This is a genomic window from Mycoplasma sp. 4044 (assembly GCF_053851695.1).
This window is the reverse complement of record NZ_JBSQBD010000001.1, coordinates 351,235-370,963: the sequence shown is the minus strand read 5'-3', so window position 1 is coordinate 370,963 and position 19,729 is coordinate 351,235. Positions and strand designations below refer to the sequence as shown.

The window sequence follows — 19,729 nt, the reverse complement described above, 5'->3', positions numbered from 1 at the left end:
ATCTAAAATTGTTATTTTTCTTTGCTAATGACTGCTCAAGGACGAGGATAAGACTCAGGGGCTGAATTTTTTTTATACACTTTCACCAAGTTGTTTTCACGGGTGTTTTCAAAGTAAAAAGTGTTGATTTCTGTGTTTATTTTCAGTGTTTTTATTATTTTTTCTGAATCTTGTAGTTCTTGATTAATATTTTTACTTTTAATAAAAACTTGTTGTGAACCTATTTTTCCTAACTGACAGCTTATTTCTAAAAGTTTCTTTAATTCTGTAACTGCGCGTGCTGTTACTAAATCAAAATATTCCTTTTTGTCTTTTACGTCTTCGGCGCGTTTGGTTATTATTTCAATATTTAGATTTAATTTCTGTGATACTTCCTTTAAAAACAAACATCGTTTTTGCATCGGCTCGATTACGCTCAATTTTACTTTATCTTTATTTACTATTAAGTAAGGTACACTAGGAAAACCAGCTCCTGCACCAATATCTGCAAGAGTATAAACTTTATTTTCAGATAAGTCGAAAGCTTTTTCAAGCAGTAAAATTGATTCAATCAAGCCTTCTTTGACTAGTCTTTCATCCGTGAAACCAGTTAAATTCATAACTTGATTTTTTTCTTCAATCATTTCATAATATTGATAAAGTTTATCAATTTGATCGTTGCTTAAGTTGGGTAAATAATTAAGAAAAATCTTCGAAGTTTCCTGTTTTGAAAGCATTATAAATTCCTGTTATTGATTTTCTTTCAATGTTTGATTTTATAACATGAGCCAATAAGAAACCAAGCGAAAGAATTTTGATTTTTTTGAATTTTTTTAAGTGTTCTGTTGCTAGCGAATTAGTGATGATAACTTCGCTAATAACATCATCATTTTCAAACATTTCAAAACCTTTTGAAAATATTCCGTGAGTAGCAGCAACTATAACTTGTTTTGCACCATTTTCTCTTAAAACATGGGCTGCTTTGATGATTGTTCCACCTGTATCAATAATGTCATCGATGATAACAACATTCTTGTTATTAACATCTCCTAAAACTCCCATTACTTCACTCACATTTGGAGCAGTTCTTCTTTTGTCAACAATTGCAATTTGCACATCATGAGAAATAATTTCTGACAACTGACGTGCGCGAACAGCACCACCATGATCAGGGCTAGTAACAGTAAATTTATGCTCGCGTTTTCTTAGTTCTTCAGCAAAAATTAATTGTCCTTTTAAATCATCTAGAGGAATATCAAAAAATCCTTGAATCGATGAGTTGTGCAAGTCAACAGTAATAAGTTTTGTGACTCCAGCAGTTTGTAATAAATCGGCCATTAACTTGGCACTGATTGGTTGTCTTCCGTCTACTTTTCTATCTTGACGTGCATAGCCATAGTAAGTCATAACAACATTAATAGTTTTTGCACTTGCTCTCTTTAGCGAGTCAATAAAAATCAAAATATCCATGTAGTTATCGTTAACTGGTGAACCAGTATTACAAATAACGTAAGTGTTTAAATTTCTTACTGTTATTTCACTAGAAATCATTCTTTCGCCATCGCTAAAGACAGTTTTTTTTGGCTTTTGAACCTCAATATTTAAAATTTGTCCAATTTCTTGAGCTAATTCTCAAGAATTATCCATACCAAAAATAATTGAATCTTTATATATTTTTTCCATTCTTGAACCTTAAGTAATTAATATTTATTTTAACTATTTAAATTTTAATATATTGCTTTGCATTTTCAATCTCTTGAGAGACAAAAAGTAAGTAAAAAGATACAAAAAATGCAGTCAATGACTGCTTTTGAAATATTACTCGAAGATTTTTTGAATCTCTTGTTCAGATAATAATTGAACTTTTCCCTGGCTGAAAATTGTGCCATTTTTTATAGCGATATAATGTTTGAAATATTTTTTAACAAGACTGATATCGTGCATTATTGCCACTATAGTTATATTTTGTTCGCTATGTAATTTTTGCAATTTTTCAACAAAAAGATCACTCATTTTTATATCTAAATTATTTGTCGGTTCATCAATTAAAAAAAGATCTTTTTTCTTTAAAAATAGCTTTGCTAGTTGCAGTCTTTGCTTTTGTCCGCCACTCAATTTAGCAATGGGCTCATATTTTTTGTCTGCTAAATTCAATTCTTCTAAAATTGAACTTATTTTATCAAACCTTTTAGCAGTAAGAAAACTGAAAAAGTACTCACGAGCAATACTTTTTAACACAGTATCATTCTCAATCAGAATATTTTCTTGTGAAAAATAAGCAATATTTTTTAGCATGTTTTTGCGTTGCTTTTTAGTCATTTTATAAATTGAAATATTTTCAAATTCTATATCTCCACTTACTGACTTTAATTCTTTGAAAATAGCATTTAAAAAAGTGCTTTTTCCTGCTCCTGAAGGTCCAATAATTGCTAAAAAATCACTTTTTTGAATTTCTGTATTTATGTTGTGGAGTTGTGCTGACTTTGAACTAGTATAAGATCCTGAAAAATTAATAAATTTAATCACGTTATTTAATTCCATATTTTCTAATTATACAAGCAATAAAAAATGCCGCCTAAGCGACACATCATTTCATGAATTTTAATTAAGCTGTAAGTCCATATTTTTTCAATGTTCTTGCAGTTTTTGCAGTAACACGATATGTTTTCTTTTGCCCATTTTCTAAGACAGTAACTTTTTGTAAGTTTAGATCAAATCTTCTTTTTGTAGCGTTTAGAGCGTGTGATCTTTTGTTACCGCTTAGAGCTTTTTTACCGGTTAATTGATCTTTTCCTGGCATTTAAAACTCCTTTACGTATAGATTATTCGAATAATATGTATTATTTTAACACAAAAAGGAGCTTGTTTTTGTTTTTGAGTCTTTAGGAAGCTTGTTAGGTTATACCTAACAGAAAAAAGGAGGTGTGGTATAATTCTCAAATATGAAAACAGTAGACATCAAAGAACAAATCACTGGAATTGTATCAAGAGTTGTAGGAGTTATAGGCTTTTCGTCGCTTAATTTTGATGAACCTGCAACTACATTAGAAAATGATTTTGACAAAGGAATTGAAATCAATATTAACGAAAATCAAGTAAGCATCAAAATTGCTTTGATAATTCTTTCAAGCGTTAGTGTAAAAGGACTAGCGGATGAAATTAGTCAAAGAATTATCTATCGATTAGAAAAACAAAAAATGAGCTTGCAAAATTTGAATATTTTTATTAGAGGTATTGAATAATGAAGACTATTAACGGAAAAGATTGAAAGTATGCAGTTATATCCGCGGCAAACAATTTAAGTAACAATAAAAACCAAGTAGACGCATTGAATGTTTTCCCTGTTCCTGATGGAGACACTGGAACCAACATGAATGCAACAATCCAAGAAGCGCGAAACGCTTTGATGCAAATAGATGATAGTCAGTGTCAAGAACTTAGTTACGTTGCTAACTTAGTTGCACAAAATATGCTTATGGGTGCTAGAGGAAACTCGGGAGTTATTCTTTCACAAATATTTAGAGGTTTTGCTAACGAATTTAAAAATAAAAAACAAGCCACAGCATCAGAAGTTGTTCAAGCATTTAAATCAGCAAAAGAAACAGCATACAAAGCTGTTTTAAAACCTGTTGAAGGAACAATTTTGACAGTTATTCGTGAAACTAGCGAACAACTTGCTAAAAATGTTTTGGCTTCGGCCGAAATTTCTAATGTCTTTAGCAAAGCTTATGAATACGCTCGTCAAAGTTGTGATAAAACCCCTGAACTATTACCAATTTTAAAAGAAGTTGGAGTTGTTGACTCAGGAGGAGAAGGTCTAGTTAAGATTTTTGAAGGTATTTCAGCATACTTATCTGGAAATCCTGTTGAAGAGAAAGAAAGCACTGACAGCATTAATAAATTTATCAATGACAATGAAGTTTTTGATGGTGAATTTGGTTACTGTACTGAATTTATTGTTGAATTACAAAAACCACACAGTTTCGATAAAAATTACTTGGTTAAAAAATTAGAAAAACATGGAAATTCAATTGTTGTCGTTCAAGATGACTCATATTTAAAAGTCCACGTTCATGCAATTAAACCTGGAAATATTTTAAATTCAGTGCAATCATTGGGTGAGTTTATTAAAATCAAGATTGAAAACATGACTCAACAAGCAAACAAGTCAAAAGAAAATGCTGAAAAAGCCAAAAAAACAACTGAAGATAATGAAAAAATCCAAGTTAAATGTGGATTAATTTCATGCAACTCTGGTGAAGGTATTACAAATTTAATCAAAGAATACGGAGCACACATTGTAATTGAAGGAGGACAAACTAACAACCCTTCAATCCAAGATATTCTTAAAGCAATAGAAAAAATTCATGCTAAAACTGTCTTCATTCTTCCAAATAATTCAAACATCATTCTTTCAGCACAACAAGCTTCGCAAATTAGTGGTAAGAAAAATATTGTTATTATTCCAACTAAAAACCAAATGGAAGGACTTGCTGCTGCCTTAAACTTTAATGAAGATTCTAGTGCTAAAGATAATGAAGAAAATATGAAAGATGCAGTTCGTTCAGTAAAAACCGCTGAAGTTACTTATGCTGTAAAAGACACTAAATTGAATGGTGTTAAGATTAAAAAAGGTTCATATCTTGCAATTTCAAAGGGCAAAGTAGTTTCAACTCATAAAACGCATAATCAAGCTGCTATTAGTCTTTTTGACTCAATGATTGATGATGATAGCGAAATTGTTAACATTTTCTACGGTCAGGAAGCAAGTGAAGCTGACGCACAAGAATTAAAAAATTACATTCAAACTAATTATGAAATCGAAGTTGAAATCAATGCTGGTGGACAGGCACTTTACCCTTACTACATTAGTGTTGAATAATAAATATGAAAAAAATAGTTTTTGATATTTTAAACAATGATAATGGAAGTTTAGAAGCTTTGAAAGCAGCAAATTCTTTTGCTAATGCGAATCCGCAATTTAAATTAGTTCTATTTGGTGATGAAACAGTTTTGAAACAATTAAACAAACCTTTAGCAACAAACATTGAGTTTCATCACTCGCCAATCTTGTTAGAAAAAAGTGATAACCTTCGCGATGTTATTAAAAAGCCTTCATCAATGTTGGATGCCATTAATTACTTAAATAACAGTGATGCACAAGCATTGTTAAGCAGCGGGGATTCCGGTTCGTATTTGGCAATGGCTATGCTAAAAATCAAGAGGCTTCCTAATGTTTCTAGACCCGCTTTTATGCCAATGATACCAAAAGCAATTGACGGGCACTGATTGTTGCTTGATGTTGGTGCAAATTTAGACACAAAACCTGAATATTTGACTCAGTGAGCAAGTGTATCCTCTGAATTTAGTAAAGTACTTTTTAACAACAATAAAGTTCGTGTAGGAATATTGAACATTGGTTCTGAAGACTATAAAGGACCACAATGGGCTAAAGAAGCAAATCAACAAATTAAAACGCTCGAAAAATTAAATTATGAATATGTTGGTTTCGTGGAACCAAAAGATTTATTCAAAGATATTTGTGATGTTGTTATAGTTGATGGTTACGCAGGAAACATGGTTTTGAAAACTATGGAAACAAGTTTTTTAACATTTGGAAGATTGCTAAAAAAAGAAATTACAAAAAACTTTTTCACTAAAATTGGTGCTTTAATTTTGCGTAAACCGTTTTACAAAATCAAAGAAAAATTTGATTATCGGAACGTTGGTTCAGCCTTCATTGTTGGTCTTGATAAGATAGTTTTAAAGTCACACGGAGCGAGTGATGAAAAAGCTTTTTTGGGTGCTTTAAATCAAATTAAATTAGCCTTGGAAAATGACGTGGTAAATAAAATTAAACAAACCATGGAGCAAAATGAATAATTGAACTTTTGAAGAATTTAAAACTAAGGTATCAAATTTGTTGAGTAATTTTGATATTGATGCTAATAAAGTCAAAAATTGAGACAATTTCGTAATATCTTTTACTCATAGCACTTTTGCAAATGAAAATCAATTAAAGCAATCATATGAATACCACGAGTTTTTGGGCGATGCAGTATTACAACTAAAAGTTACTGAGTATATATTCAATCATTTTCAGAGTTTGACTGAAGGAAAAGCAACAACACTTAGAGCTGCCACAGTCAAAACTAATTTCATTGCCGAAATAAGTCACGAGTTAAAATTGTTTGATTTATTGCGTGTCTCAAAAGGAGCAACAGGATTAAAAGATTCTAAGAAAGCTAATGCTGACCTTTTTGAGTCTTTGATCGCTGCAATTTACTTAGAAATCGGATTTGATGGTGTAGAAAAAGTTTTACAAAAAACTATTTATCCTGCTCTTGATAAATTAGTTAAAAAAGAAAATAAAGATCCTAAGTCACTTTTTCAAGAATATATGCAATCTGCTGAGAAAACTATTCACTATGAAACTCTTGCCAATGAGAATGGTTTTATTTCGAAAGTTTTTTGCAATAAAACTGTCTATGGAACGGGTGAAGGTAAGAGTAAAAAAGAAGCTGAAGAAAATGCTGCTCTTCACGCTTTAGAAAGTTTAGGAGTTTAATATGAAATTAATCGAAGTACAAGCACATGGATTTAAATCTTTTGCTGATCGTGTAACTCTAAAATTTGACGGAGGAATTGTTGCTATTGTTGGGCCAAATGGTTCAGGAAAAAGTAATATTAATGATGCTATTCGTTGAGTTCTTGGAGAAACTAGCTCAAAAGCATTACGTGGTGACACAATGAGTGATGTTATTTTTGCTGGTTCTGAGAGTCAAGAACCAATGGAAAGAGCAGAAGTTATTTTAACTTTTGACAACAGTGATAGAGCAGTAAATATTCCACACGATGTCTTCACTATTAGCCGTGTTCTTAACCGTGGAAAAGGTTCAAACGAGTACTACATCAATGGCGAACTAGCAAGGATGAAAGATATTAAAGAGATTGCAATGCAATCTGGTATTTCTAAATCTTCACTGGCTATTATTAGCCAGGGAACTATTAGCGATGTTGCTGAAGCTACTCCTGAAAGACGAAGAGAATTCTTTGAAGAAGCGGCTGGAACAAGCATGTATAAAACAAGAAAAAAAGAAGCACTAAGTAAGCTTCAAAAGACTGAGGAATCACTGAATGTTATTGCAGCTAAAGTTCAAGAATTAGATAAGCAACTTACTCCACTAAAAAGACAAGCTTCAAAAGCTGAAGAATACATTGAAAAAAGCAACCAATTGAAAGATGTAGAAATCAGTCTTTTAGTTCACGAAATTGACCAAGCACAAAACAAAAATTCAAAAATTCAAAATGAAAATGGGGCAGGTGAAGAAGTTCTTAAACAATTGAGTGACGAAATTAAAGCTTTAGAAAATGAAGCAACAGTTGTCTCAAAAGAAAGAACCAATGTTGATTCCGAAGTTGAAAAATTGCGTTCAGAAATTGAAGAAATCAGTGAACAAATTGTTAATCTAAAACTTCGTGATGCAGGCACAAAACAACAACAAGAATGAATTCTTCAAGGAAAAATTAATGTTTCAAAAGAAGAAGAAATTTCAACACTAAAAGCAAGAATTGAAGAACTTCATGCTAGAATTATCAGCTTTAAACAATTAGAAAAAGATTACAAAGAAAAGTCACAAACAGAATCTTCACAAGCACTTAAATTTAGTGAAAACATATATGAAGTAAAAAACAAAAGATCTGTTGTTTACAAGCAAAGAAGTGATGTGCAAGCAAGAATTAGCAACCTTAAAGATATGAAAGATAATGGTCTAAACTTTGCTCGTGCAACAAAATTAATCTTAGACCACTCACATTTATTTAAAGGTTTCAAAGGAACAGTTGCTCAGCTGTTAGAAGTTCCATCTCAATATGCAACAGCTGTTGAAGTGGTTTTAGCTAATGCACTTCAAAACATTGTTGTTACTGATGACAAAACAGCTGTTGAAGCAATTGAATTCTTGAAGAAAAACAAAGGTGGAAGAACATCATTTATCCCCCTTGCTTCAATTAGTGAAAGAAGTATTCGTGAAGACCATATAAGAGTTGCAAAAACACACCCTGGATTTGTGGGAGTTCTTGCGGATTTTATTAACACTAAACCTGAATTTGATAAATTAAAACGCTTTCTAATGGGACACATCATCCTTGCTAATAACATTGATGAAGCAACAAAAATTTCACAACTTCTTGAAAAAAGATACATGATTGTTACTCTTGAAGGAGATATCATTCGTATTGGTGGGGTTATTACTGGAGGACAAGCACCACAAACTAACAACGTTTTCCAATTAGATGAAAATATCAAAAAACTTGAAGACTTACTACCAAATATCGAAGAAGAAATTACGCGTTTCGAGACTGAAGTACAAGAATTAGAATTACAGTACAACAAACATACTAGTGCTGCTCGCGAATTAATGATTGAAGCAGTCAAAATCAATGAAAACGTGTTAAAAGACACAAAAGAATTTGATGAATTAACAGTTCGTTATGAAGCGCTCACAAAAGAGAAAATACAACTGAATGAAAATATCAATTTCGTTGAGTCAATAGAAATTTTAGCTAGTCAAAAAAGTGCAAAAGAAGCACTTTTAGAAACTACAAAGCAGCACCAAAATGCTGTTAATGCACGTTTAAATCTAATTATTGATAAGAAAACAAAATTAGACAGCAAATATCGTTTTGAAAGTGAACAATTTAACCGTGTTTCGATTGAAAAAACAAGAAACGAAGCAATTATTCAACAAGCTGCAAGACGTTTAAGTGAACAATATTCTTTAACATTTGAAGTTGCTAAAGAAGAATACTACAACCCAGAAATTGACTATTCAGTATCTAAGAAAATTGTTCTTCAACTACAACAAGAAATCAAAGAGCTAGGTAATGTTAACCTTCAAGCAACCGAGCAAGTAAAAGAAGTTCAAGAACGTTATGACATTCACAAGAAAACTGAAGATGAACTAACTGAAGCAGTAAACAAAATTAATCAAGCTATTGACGAAATGGACAAAATGATCATTGCTAAGATTAAGAACACCGTCAACTTGGTCAATAATGAGTTCAAGTATGTTTTTAACAAGATGTTTGGTGGGGGTATGGCTGAAATTCGTTTTACTGAACCCGATAACCTTCTAGATTCAGGCTTAGACATCATTGCTCAACCACCAGGAAAATCAATCAAAAATTTAAAACTATTTTCAGGGGGGGAAAAAGCACTAATTGCAATTTCTCTATTATTCTCTATCCTTAAAGCTAAACCGCTGCCACTATGTATTTTGGATGAGGTTGAAGCTGCTCTTGATGAAGCTAACGTTATTCGTTTTGCTGAATTCTTGCACAAACTGAAAGCAGATACTCAATTTATAGTTATTACTCACCGTCAAGGAACAATGGAAAGAGTAGATAGACTGTATGGAGCAACAATGCAAAACCGTGGAATTACTACATTCTTGTCGGTGGCTTTAGAAAAAGCGAAAGAATTAGTTGATGAAGAAAGGAAATAATAATGTCAAAATACGATGCCAATAAACTTAAAATTGACTTCTATGAAGAAATAAACAAAGAGTGAATGGAAAAAACTCAAATCAAGCCTGATCGTACATCTGCCGGTTCATTTGTTGACATCTACGACAAAGTTGAAGAACAGCTAAAAGAGTTATTTTTTAACTGAAAAAATGACGAAAAATCAGTTCCAAATGACTCTAAAATTCAAAATTTTGTTAAGTTTTTTAAAATGTCTTTAGATTGAAACAAGCGTCAAGAACTAGGAATAAAGCCAATCTTACCTTTACTTGCTGAAATTGAAAAATTGCACTCATTTGAAGATGTTTTTGAGAATTATCGTTCACTTGTTCTAAAAGGATTGTATGTTCCGGTTGAATTTGATGTAGAAGCAGATTTCAAAAATTCGAAAAAACAAGTTCTGTTTGTTTTTCCAAACAGCTTGATTTTAGGTTCAACTAAACCTTATCAAGAAGAAGAGAGAAAAACTAAACTATTAGATGCGTATGAAAAAATGGCTATTAAATTGCTTGCTTTTGTTGGCAAAAGCGAACAAGATGCAAAACAAATGGTACAAAAAGCCTTTGCTTTCGACAAAACTTTATTACCTTTATCAATAGAGCCTGAATACGCAGCTGTTTACACTAATTTTTACAATCCAACCACACTTGAAGAGCTTAAAACTAAATCTTCAAAAGTTAATTTAGCTCAGTTAATTGAACAAACAATTAACAAAAAACCTGAAATGGTTGTTGTTGGATATCCTAAGTTTGTAAATGAAATTGATACATTGTTATCTGATGATAATTTTGAAAATTACAAAGCAAGATTATACATCGCAACATTGGTAAGTTACTCAGCTTATCTTTCTGATGAATTAAGAATTATTGCTGGTGAATTCAGAAGAGCATTTACCGGTTCAAAAGAAGCTGAAAGTCAAGAAAGAATTGCATTACTAAGTTCTTTATCATTCTTCAAAATGCCAGTAGGAACTTACTATGGTTTGCATTTCTTTGGTCCTGAAGCCAAAGCTGACGTTGAGCACTTAACAAAAAGCATGATTGAAATTTACAAAAAACGTCTAGCAAAAAACACTTGATTGTCAAAAGATACAATCAATATGGCACTAAAAAAATTAGATACTATGGAAGTGTCAATTGGGTATCCTGATGAAATTGAATCTTACTATGATTTAATGAAAACTAAAACATATGAAGAGGGTTCAAACTTACTGGAAAACGTTTTAAATTTTGTTGAACTTAAAACAGCATGAGTATTAAATAATGTAGATAAAGATTCAAACAACAAACTATGATCAATGTCTCCTAGCGAAGTTAATGCTTATTTCAGTCCGACTCAAAACAAAATTGTTTTTCCAGCCGCTATTTTACAAGCTCCTTTCTATTCACTAGAACAAACTAGTTCACAAAATTTTGGTGGAATTGGTGTTGTTATTGCTCACGAAATTAGCCATGCTTTTGATAATAATGGTGCAAATTTCGACGAAAACGGAAACATGGTAAATTGATGAACTGATGAAGATAGAAAAAACTTTGAACAAAAGGCACAGGGAATCATTGCTCAATTTGATGGTGTTGAAACTTTTGCAGGTAAATGTAATGGAAAACTAGTTGTCAGTGAAAACATTGCTGATAATGGTGGAGTTGCTTGTGCATATGAAGCAGCTAAATTAGAAAAAGATTTTAATGCTAAAGAGTTTATGATTAATTATGCAACTATTTGAAGAGCAAAATATTTACTAGAAACTGCTAAAAACTTGCTTCAAACCGATGTTCATGCTCCTACAAAATTAAGAGCAAATATACAACTTGCAAACATGGATGATTTTTACAAAGAATTCGATATTACTGAAGACGATCCAATGTATATGTCTCCAGAAAAAAGAGTCAACATTTGATAATTAGCGAAATAGCCTTTAGGGGCTATTTTTCTTTATGAGCAAAAAAATTTCACAAAAAATTAAAATTGTGTATAATTATTAAAGCAATAGAAATGGGAGGGTAGCGAAGCGGCCAAACGCGGGTGGCTGTAACCCACTTCCTTACGGTTCGGGGGTTCGAATCCCTCCCCTCCCACCATAAATTGCCCTTTAGCCAAGCGGAAAGGCAGCGGTTTTTGGTACCGCCATGCGTTAGTTCGAATCTAACAAGGGCAGCCATATCATTAACGTGATCGACACTCTCAAATGAGAGTGTTTTTTATTGCTTAATTTCTCAAAAGAAAAATAAAAAAATCACTCATAATGAGTGATAATTCTATCTTTCGACAATTAGAAAATCTTCTTTACTTGTATCAAGTTTAGCTTCTAAACCAACAGGTAAAATGCTTAGTGGCATTGTGTGTCCAAAATCTAAATTGGCAATAACAGGAATGTTTTTCAACACATCAATGTTGTCGATAATTTCTTTGATTTCCTCAAGACTCAGTTTTGAACCGTTTTGCATTCTTCCAATCATTAAACCTTTAACATTTTTAAATCATTTTGATTGTGTTAATGATACTAACATTCTTTCAAATTCATCATAAGAATATGCTGAAACTGATTCAGTGAAGAAAATCATATCATCATTTAAATCGGGTCAGTATTCCGTGTCTCTTATTAAGGCAATGGTTGATAAGTTACCACCAAATAATTTTCCCTGCGCTGTTCCTGGATTAATAACAAATCTTTTCGTGTTTTGTTCAAAAACTCTGTTCTCTTGATCTAAAAATCACATATCGTCACTTCATTTATCTGACTCTTTCATTTTGAATGGCTCGTCAGTTTCTAAAAACATTTCTTTAAATTGTTGTTTAATGAACCCTGAATTTTGAATCATTGCAAAACTACTAAAATGAGGACCGTAGAAGTTAATGTTTTGAGTTTTAGCATAAATTGACACAATTAAGGCAGTAATGTCACTGAATCCACACAAAGGTTTTGGATTATTTTTTATCAAACTTCAGTCCAAGTAAGGCAGTAATTGATTAGAATTGAACCCACCTATAACTGTTAAAATCAATTTAACATTTTTGTCTTGATAGGCTTCGTGAATGTCATTAACTCTGCTTTCTATAGATGATGAAAAACGTCTTCCGTTTTCATAAACATTTTTACCAAAAGTTACTTTGAAGCCCATTTCTTCTAGTGCTTTTATAGCAAGGTCAGTATTAGGTTTACCTATTAAATTAAGATTTCTTGAAGGGGCAATTACTCTGATTTCGTCGCCTTTATTTAAATTTCAGTACTTATTCATATTTACCTCTCTTCAATTTTATTATTTTTACAAAAGAGTGGCTTTTTTTAGTGAACATAATTTTTAATTTTTGTCAGTAGCTTATGTCATAGCTAATAGTGTTAATTCTTCAAATTATAATTTCACTCAAAATATTGATTGCAAAAATGGCTGCCGTTGCTATTCACATAATTGCTGCTGCTTTAGATAAATGAGTTCCTCTTTCATTTAAAAGATTAGAAATCTTGTAACCCATTATCATATTCTGACCAACTATTGCACTGTAGGTAATAATATTTCTAAAAGCGTTTTCAAAGTAGAATAAGCTTAAACTAACTAAATCTTTTTTGACACTAGGCAAGACATATCTGAAATAAATTTTTGATTTTGACCAGCCTTGCATTTTTAAATTAGCAATAATCTCCTCATCGACATTGTCAATCATTTCCGCAAATTGTTTAGTGAATGAGCCCATCGAACATATTCCTAAAATGAAAATGATAAGTGTTGTTGCATCGTTGATAATAGGTTTAAAAATAAAGAAAATAATGATTTCTGGAATGAGTCTTAGTGATGCAATGAAAAACTTTGAGCAATAAACTGAGCCTGATTTCGAAAGTCTTGTTGTTGCAAAAGGTGCTAGCGCAAAAGAAAGAATGAGTGTTATTGTCAATGTCATCACTGCTAACATTAAGCTCTGTACTAACATCCCAAAATTACTTTCAAAAAAGTTTGGCTCTAAAACGTTTTCGAAAATATTTCAGTCAGGAGTAAAAATGTTTTTTAAAAAGTTAGAAAGTGTTGCTGAAGCAGTCATTTTCTGTAAGTTGATTGTAGCAAAAGATCATACAGCAATAGCTATACTGAAAATAAAAATCAGTGTTTTTATCAGTAATCTTCAGTCTCATTGCTTTGCTAATTGATTGTAATTGGGTGTTTTAATGTCTCTGGATTTAACTTCAAAAACATGTTTTTTAAGTACTAAATTAATTGCCTCTAATGCAATAACTACTAACAGCAGGATGCCTAATGGGATACCTAACTGACTCATGTTTTGCGTTAATTCGGTGCTGTGATAAATCAATTGACCAATCCCAGGAGCACCTAAAGCCGCAAGCAATGATGCTCAACGCATGTTAGATTCAAAACTATATAAATAAAGAGACATGAACCTGTTAAATAATCTTGGCATAACTTCACTACAGTATGCTTTAATGTGGCTTTTTCCTTGTCGGCGAGCAATGTAATAAGGGGTTTTATCTAAGTTATCAATAGCTTCAATAAAATATTTGTGTAATCACAGCCAGCTAAATCATAAAAATATTAATATCAAGGCTAATTTGCTATAAAAAGAAAGATTAAAAAGGGTTATAAAAACAATTTCTGGAATACTTCTTAAAAATAAAACAAAGTAGCGAGCAAAGAATGAGACATATTTGTTGTTGTAATTTTTAGAACTTAACGAAGCAGAAATGATTGCTGCAACAAAACCTATGAATGTTCCGGCGAGTGCATATTGTAGGGTTGTTCCTAAATATTTAAAAGTTAACTTGACCAAATTTTGGTCAAAACCATTTAAGTCAGAAACATTTGAAAAGGTGAAAATTTTCTTCACATTTTCTCGGAATACAGAAAAACTATTGTAATTTAATGAGTAATTATTGAGTGAAAAAAGAAAGATAATAAATGCAAGAGCAATAAAAATGGCAATGTGAATTCAAAGTGGACGAATTTTTTTTGTGGTTTTGGCTTTTGGTGATTCTACATAGTAAAAAAATAATCGATAGACAAATTTTAAGTAGTTTTGTTTACTAGTTGTTTCATTTCGCTTAGACTGATGTTGGCTGTTGAGTCTCATAGAACTAGTTTTCCTTTTTGTAAAACAATAAGTTTAGTGAAATATTTTTTTACCATACTCAAATCATGAATATTCACCAGAATTGTAGTTTTATTTTTTTGATTGATTTCTTTTAGCATTGTTAAGACTTCATTAGATGTAGCGTTATCCAAACTAGATGTCGGTTCATCAGCAAGAATTAATTTTGCATGTTGAATTAAAAGTTTTGCAATTTCAACTCTTTGTTGTTGCCCTCCACTTAGATCACTAACACGATAGAATGCTTTATCAAGAATATCTAATTTATCTAAAGTTGAAAATATTTCAACCTTTTGCTTTCTTGATAATAAATTAAAAAAAGCCATGAAGGGATTTTTAAAATCCACAGCTGACTTTTTTACATTATTAAAAACAGTGTCTGTGTTTATCAAGTTTGCTTTCTGTGTCAAAAAACCAATACTTTTAATGAAGCTTTTTAGTTGTTTTTTAGAGAAAGAATTAAATGAGTTGCCGTTGATGAAAATGTCTCCTTCAGTAATTTGTACTGCTTTGACAAATGCTTTGAATAGAGTACTTTTACCAACACCAGAGTGACCGATTATTGCTATCATTTCGCCTTCATCGATACTGAAGTTTAAGTTTTGCAATATTGTTTGATTAGTATTTTGATACTTTAAGCTAACATTCTGGAACTCGATAAACTTGTTGTTTTTACTCATAACTTTTTACAGATGGCATGTCAGTGATTGTCTTAGTTGGATCGCTGGCTGCTAAATAAATATCAAATAATTTTTTATACAAGTCTGAATTCTTTGGATTCATGAAGTAGTTGTATCCTGTGAAGACTCCTAGTGTATTTTCTTCACCTTTGATTGAAGAAAGTGCTTTAGCAATTAGTTTTGCTTGTACTGGATTCAAGTTCTTTCTTCCTAAAATGATGTCATATGGAGCTGCCTCAGTCAATGTTAAAACACGAATTTTAGCATTAGCATCACTTGGTTTAAATTTAGAACCATCTGATTTTGTTCAGTTGAATGAACCTTCATCATCAAAAGCAATATTAAATCCATTTTTACCTAGTAAATCACTTGCATCACCTTGTTTAACTTTGTTGCTTTCTTTCAGTGTCAGAATTGTTTTGTTTACTTCTTCTGTAGTTTTACCAAAGTGTTTTGCAAGCAAGGCTACTTGGAATCTATATTTTCCAGCACTTTTTGTTTTTCCGACTACCAGACCATAACTCATAAATTTGTTAAAGTCTTTTGTGTCTCAAGCATCTTTAATTGCTTTTAATTGGGCATCATCTCCACTCATTAAGATTGCACCACGGTAGTAGAAAGTGAAGTCAGTTTTTGATTTGTCGTAGAAAATGCTGTAAACCGAACCATTTCATTTGTACTTAGGATTATTAGCATCTCAAGTGTAATATTCACCTAGATCACTATTAGCTAATTGAATTTGGTTTTCGTTTTCAGCTTGAATTCTTAGTGGGTCAGATTCAGAACCATCAGTATATCTTGCAGTATTATCACCAATTGTTCATGAGAATTTTCATGTTGCTGTTTGCCCCACCACAGGCAAGGTGTTTGTGTCAATATTGCTTTTATCTGATAGTGAATCTGCAAATTTAGCATAAGAAGCAACAAAAATGTCAGCATTTGCCTTGTTTGCTTTCAAGTCATCAATCCCCACTTCACCTTGAGAAACTTTGAATTTCACGTCTGGAAACTGTTTTGTTTCCTCATCAGCATTTTTTAACTTGTTAAATTCTTCTGTCAATTTTGAAACATAAGTTTTTTCTGCTTCTGTTCCTTGCCATCCATCGTTAATTCAACTGACATTGATAGTAATGTCTTTGTCTCATTTGTCAATTTCAGTGTTGTCACACGCAGCTGAAACGGCACTAATTCCAGCTGTTGAAGCAGCTAAAGGTAGTAGAGAAAAAATGGCCTTTTTGAATTTTGTCATTTTGCATTCCTTTAAAAATATTGATAAAAAAATTTACCTTTTCTCAAACAAGTTTTGCTAACAAGGAAATAAAAAACTCCCGTTGATAACAGGAGTGCAATACTTGTATAAAATTGAGAAACAAGCTACGCAGGTATTATCCTGATCAGCTATAGGTATAATCTCAGCCCTTTCGAGCACCCTTGTTTACTTAAATTATAATAAAAAGAAAATCTTTTTTGATTATATTGTTTGTAGCTAGAACAAAAGAAGGTAATTCTGTGTCTTTTTTCCAGTCTTTAGTGCTCTTTTGTCATTTTTACTATTTGCTCATAGATTTCTTGTCCTGAGTCTAAAAAGGCCGCGTGACCTGCACCTTTTAGAATTGTTAGTTCTTTATTTTGTTGGTAAGCAACTAAAGAAATTTCATATATGTTAGTAAAGTAATCTTTATCACCACTTACTATTTTGTAATTATCAACGCCAGCAAAAAGATTGAAATAGTTATTATATGTGTAGTCTAGATTTAACATTTGGTTTTCTATCATTCATCCAAATTTTTTGTAGCGAGTTTGATCTTTATCAACCACACTAGTAGCATACATATTTGCACTTCTTTTCATTTGTTCCTGATATTTGTGACTCAGTAATAGATAGGATTCTATTGCATCTTCTGTTGTTTTAGGGATTAAAAATTTCAATCCGAACTCTTTTCTTGCTTTGGTTAGAACATAATGTGCTGGAGCAACTAATAATCCATATTTAGCATGTGTGTGTTTTAAACAATATAACGTACTCAAACAACCTAGCGAGTGTCCAACAATGTATAGTTCTTTGTCTGTTAAAACTTCTTTTATAAATGTCTTGGCTACTTCGAAATAGTGTTCTAAAGTCAAAGGCCGAGTGTTTCAACTACTTTTACCACATCCAGGCATATCTAAAGCAACAATATTGAAATCACGATTAGGAATTCTTTCAATTGAACGCATGATATTCAATGAATCGCCAAATCCGTGAATAAAAAAAACATAAGGTTTTGTGTCATCAATTTCAATGAAATAATTTATTTCTTCGTTACAAATATTGATTGTTTTATTCATAAAAATTCCTTTACTTACAATGTTTTAATTATTATAATTTTTTATATGGAAAACAATAAAAAAATTATTTTAACAATAATTGATGGACTAGGAATAAGAAAGGAAAAGCAAGGTAACGCTTTTGCTTTAGCTAAGCATCCTACTTTTGATAAATTACTAAGTGAGTATCCTAATTCGATCTTGCAAGCATCAGGAAAATTTGTTGGTTTGCCGGAAGGGCAAATTGGTAATAGTGAAGTAGGACATTTAAATATCGGTGCCGGGCGTATTGTCTACACAGGACTTTCTTTAATTAATAATCAAATAGAAACAGGAGAATTTAAAAATAATTCAGTCTTTTTGGATGTCATTGAATCAGTTAAAAAGACACAAAAAACACTGCATTTGATTGGTATGTTGAGTAATGGTGGAGTTCACTCACTTGACACACATTTGTTTGAATTAATGAAACTAGTACACCAAAAAGGTTTAAAAAACGTGTCTATTCATATTTTTGGAGATGGTCGTGACACAAAACCTCAGTCAATAAAAAATTCACTTGACACACTAATAAAATTAAGTAATCAATTTGGTTATCCAATAAGTTCAATTAGTGGCCGTTTTTATGCAATGGATCGTGACAAAATGTTTGATCGCAACCAAAAGGCTTTTGATGCTTTAGTGGGTGAATGCAGTAATGCTTATGATGATGTAAATAGCTACATTCAGCAACAATATAGTAAAAATATTTATGATGAATTTTTTATTCCTGCACAAAACAGAAATGGAAAGTTCATACGTGATTCAGATTCAATAATTTTCTTTAACTTTAGACCAGATAGAGCAAGACAATTAACACATATGTTTATTGGTTCAGATCTTTACAATTACACTCCAAAGAATGCAGTAAAAATTGACAATTTTGTATCGATGATGAAATATGAAGGTTTGAATACTCAAATTGCATTTGAAGAAATGATAGTAAATTCTCCTTTAGGTGAAGTTTTAGCTAAGAACAAAATACAACAATTAAGACTAGCAGAAACTCAAAAATATGCACACGTTACTTTCTTTTTTGATGGTGGAAAAGACGTTGAATACCCACTAGAACAAAGAATTTTGGTTCCTTCATTAAAAGTGGAATCTTATGCTAATGCCCCACAAATGTCAGCTAAAGAAATTACAGATCAATTGTTGGAAAATGTAGAAAATACTGATTTTGTGATTATGAATTATGCTAATCCTGATATGGTAGGACACACAGGGAACTTACAATCCACAATCAAAGCAATAGAAATTTTAGATACTCAATTTGCTAGAATTTTGGATTACGTTGAAAACAATAAAAATATCACTTGATTTATAACTGCAGATCATGGAAATGCTGAACTAACTGAAGACGAAAACAATAAACCAGCTACAAAGCACACTACTTTTCCTGTCATGTTTGTTACAAGTGACAAAAATATAAATCTTGGTAATGGATCACTATGCGATGTTGCTCCAACAATATTAAATTATTTAAATATAAAAGTTCCGATTGAGATGATGGGTAGAAATCTTATCAATTGCGAAAAGGAAGAAAAAAAATAATGAATTATAATCTTATAACACTTTATGCTTTGGGTTGCATACTCATAATTCAAGGAATAAATTTTTATAAGCTACCAACCTGAAGAATGTTAGATTTATCAAAACGAAAAAGTTTTTGAGTTAGCAAACAAATAGCAAAAGCAAGCCTTATGAAGTTTTTATTGTTTACTTTTCTACTTTTAATCTTAGAAATTCCTTTTGTTTATTGAACTATTAAATTCTTTAATTCTGAAGAAAGCGAAATCTTAACAAATACTTTATTGATAATTTATATTTTGCTGTTTCCTTTACTCTGGTTTATTGTCTTGTTTATTTTTTTAAGAATGAACAGACTTATAAACAGAAATCACGTAATATCGAAAATAAATATCAATAATGTTAGAGATTTGAATGAAAAAATTTTAAACAAAGAAAATCCTAGTCTACCTTTTCTATTTAGAACAAATTGATCGTGAGGAAAAAAACAAAAGACAATACAGTTAACAATGAACAATTTGCATTTTTCCATTCACTCACAACAAACAAAAGCCAAATTGTCAATTAGAACTTTCGAC

16 protein-coding genes and 2 tRNA genes are annotated in these 19,729 nt (G+C 31.4%); 9 read left to right on the top strand and 9 right to left on the bottom strand.

The genetic code is table 4. The annotated features are described in order from the left end of the window. Positions 1–11: 11 nt before the first annotated feature. From rsmG to rpmB, 4 genes are all read right to left on the bottom strand, one after another. Positions 12–716, bottom strand: a complete 705-nt coding sequence (rsmG, locus tag ACWXVN_RS01665; protein WP_455967688.1) for a 16S rRNA (guanine(527)-N(7))-methyltransferase RsmG — start codon at positions 714–716, stop codon at positions 12–14. Beyond that, a complete protein-coding gene (locus tag ACWXVN_RS01660) occupies positions 679–1,662 on the bottom strand; it encodes a ribose-phosphate pyrophosphokinase (RefSeq protein WP_455967687.1) in 984 nt (327 codons plus the stop codon). Before ACWXVN_RS01660 ends, rsmG begins: the two co-directional genes overlap by 38 nt. A 135-nt stretch (positions 1,663–1,797) precedes the next feature. Then, the gene (locus ACWXVN_RS01655) at positions 1,798–2,520 is read right to left on the bottom strand and encodes an ATP-binding cassette domain-containing protein (RefSeq protein WP_455978903.1); all 723 of its coding nucleotides are present in this window, start codon (positions 2,518–2,520) and stop codon (positions 1,798–1,800) included. Positions 2,521–2,584: 64 nt separating this feature from the next. Then, positions 2,585–2,779 carry a 50S ribosomal protein L28 gene (gene rpmB, locus ACWXVN_RS01650; RefSeq protein WP_438341446.1) on the bottom strand — a complete coding sequence of 65 codons (195 nt, stop codon included), beginning with the start codon at positions 2,777–2,779 and terminating at the stop codon, positions 2,585–2,587. A gap of 142 nt (positions 2,780–2,921) precedes the next feature. Here rpmB and ACWXVN_RS01645 point away from each other — a divergent pair, with 142 nt between their 5' ends. The 8 genes from ACWXVN_RS01645 to ACWXVN_RS01610 all read left to right on the top strand — a co-directional run bounded on the left by ACWXVN_RS01645 (position 2,922) and on the right by ACWXVN_RS01610 (position 11,662). Next, complete coding sequence (locus ACWXVN_RS01645; protein WP_438341447.1) at positions 2,922–3,221, top strand: Asp23/Gls24 family envelope stress response protein; 300 nt, start codon at positions 2,922–2,924, stop codon at positions 3,219–3,221. Beyond that, positions 3,221–4,861 (top strand): DAK2 domain-containing protein, encoded by a 1,641-nt coding sequence (locus ACWXVN_RS01640; RefSeq protein ID WP_455978902.1) that lies wholly within the window; start codon positions 3,221–3,223, stop codon positions 4,859–4,861. Before ACWXVN_RS01645 ends, ACWXVN_RS01640 begins: the two co-directional genes overlap by 1 nt. Before the next feature lie 5 nt (positions 4,862–4,866). Continuing rightward, positions 4,867–5,862 (top strand): phosphate acyltransferase PlsX, encoded by a 996-nt coding sequence (gene plsX / locus ACWXVN_RS01635; protein WP_455978901.1) that lies wholly within the window; start codon positions 4,867–4,869, stop codon positions 5,860–5,862. Continuing rightward, positions 5,855–6,547 (top strand): ribonuclease III, encoded by a 693-nt coding sequence (gene rnc, locus ACWXVN_RS01630; RefSeq protein ID WP_455967684.1) that lies wholly within the window; start codon positions 5,855–5,857, stop codon positions 6,545–6,547. Before plsX ends, rnc begins: the two co-directional genes overlap by 8 nt. A gap of 1 nt (position 6,548) precedes the next feature. Then, the gene (locus tag ACWXVN_RS01625; RefSeq protein ID WP_455978900.1) at positions 6,549–9,485 is read left to right on the top strand and encodes an AAA family ATPase; all 2,937 of its coding nucleotides are present in this window, start codon (positions 6,549–6,551) and stop codon (positions 9,483–9,485) included. 2 nt (positions 9,486–9,487) lie between these two features. Next, positions 9,488–11,404, top strand: coding sequence for a M13 family metallopeptidase (locus ACWXVN_RS01620; protein ID WP_455978899.1), 1,917 nt, complete (start codon positions 9,488–9,490; stop codon positions 11,402–11,404). A gap of 94 nt (positions 11,405–11,498) precedes the next feature. Then, a tRNA-Tyr gene (locus tag ACWXVN_RS01615) sits at positions 11,499–11,582 on the top strand. A gap of 5 nt (positions 11,583–11,587) precedes the next feature. After that, positions 11,588–11,662 (top strand) — tRNA-Gln (locus ACWXVN_RS01610). Between the two features lie 97 nt (positions 11,663–11,759). Here the strand turns inward: ACWXVN_RS01610 and ACWXVN_RS01605 are convergent. The 5 genes from ACWXVN_RS01605 to ACWXVN_RS01585 form a co-directional block, all read right to left on the bottom strand. Beyond that, positions 11,760–12,740, bottom strand: coding sequence for a S66 family peptidase (locus tag ACWXVN_RS01605; RefSeq protein ID WP_455978898.1), 981 nt, complete (start codon positions 12,738–12,740; stop codon positions 11,760–11,762). Next, entirely contained in the window at positions 12,733–14,334 is a 1,602-nt protein-coding gene (locus ACWXVN_RS01600) for a PhnE/PtxC family ABC transporter permease (RefSeq protein ID WP_455978897.1), read from the bottom strand. The genes ACWXVN_RS01605 and ACWXVN_RS01600 overlap by 8 nt, the downstream gene beginning before the upstream one ends. Before the next feature lie 179 nt (positions 14,335–14,513). Further along, positions 14,514–15,275: a phosphonate ABC transporter ATP-binding protein gene (locus ACWXVN_RS01595; RefSeq protein WP_455978896.1), complete on the bottom strand. Its 762-nt coding sequence runs from the start codon at positions 15,273–15,275 to the stop codon at positions 14,514–14,516. Next, positions 15,268–16,524, bottom strand: a complete 1,257-nt coding sequence (gene cypl / locus ACWXVN_RS01590) for an ABC transporter thiamine pyrophosphate-binding lipoprotein p37/Cypl (RefSeq protein ID WP_455978895.1) — start codon at positions 16,522–16,524, stop codon at positions 15,268–15,270. Before cypl ends, ACWXVN_RS01595 begins: the two co-directional genes overlap by 8 nt. Before the next feature lie 278 nt (positions 16,525–16,802). Beyond that, complete coding sequence (locus ACWXVN_RS01585) at positions 16,803–17,603, bottom strand: alpha/beta fold hydrolase (protein WP_455978894.1); 801 nt, start codon at positions 17,601–17,603, stop codon at positions 16,803–16,805. 45 nt (positions 17,604–17,648) lie between these two features. On the opposite strand from ACWXVN_RS01585, the gene gpmI reads away from it, so the two are divergent. Next, a complete protein-coding gene (gpmI, locus tag ACWXVN_RS01580; RefSeq protein ID WP_455978893.1) occupies positions 17,649–19,175 on the top strand; it encodes a 2,3-bisphosphoglycerate-independent phosphoglycerate mutase in 1,527 nt (508 codons plus the stop codon). Positions 19,176–19,729 lie beyond the last annotated feature (554 nt).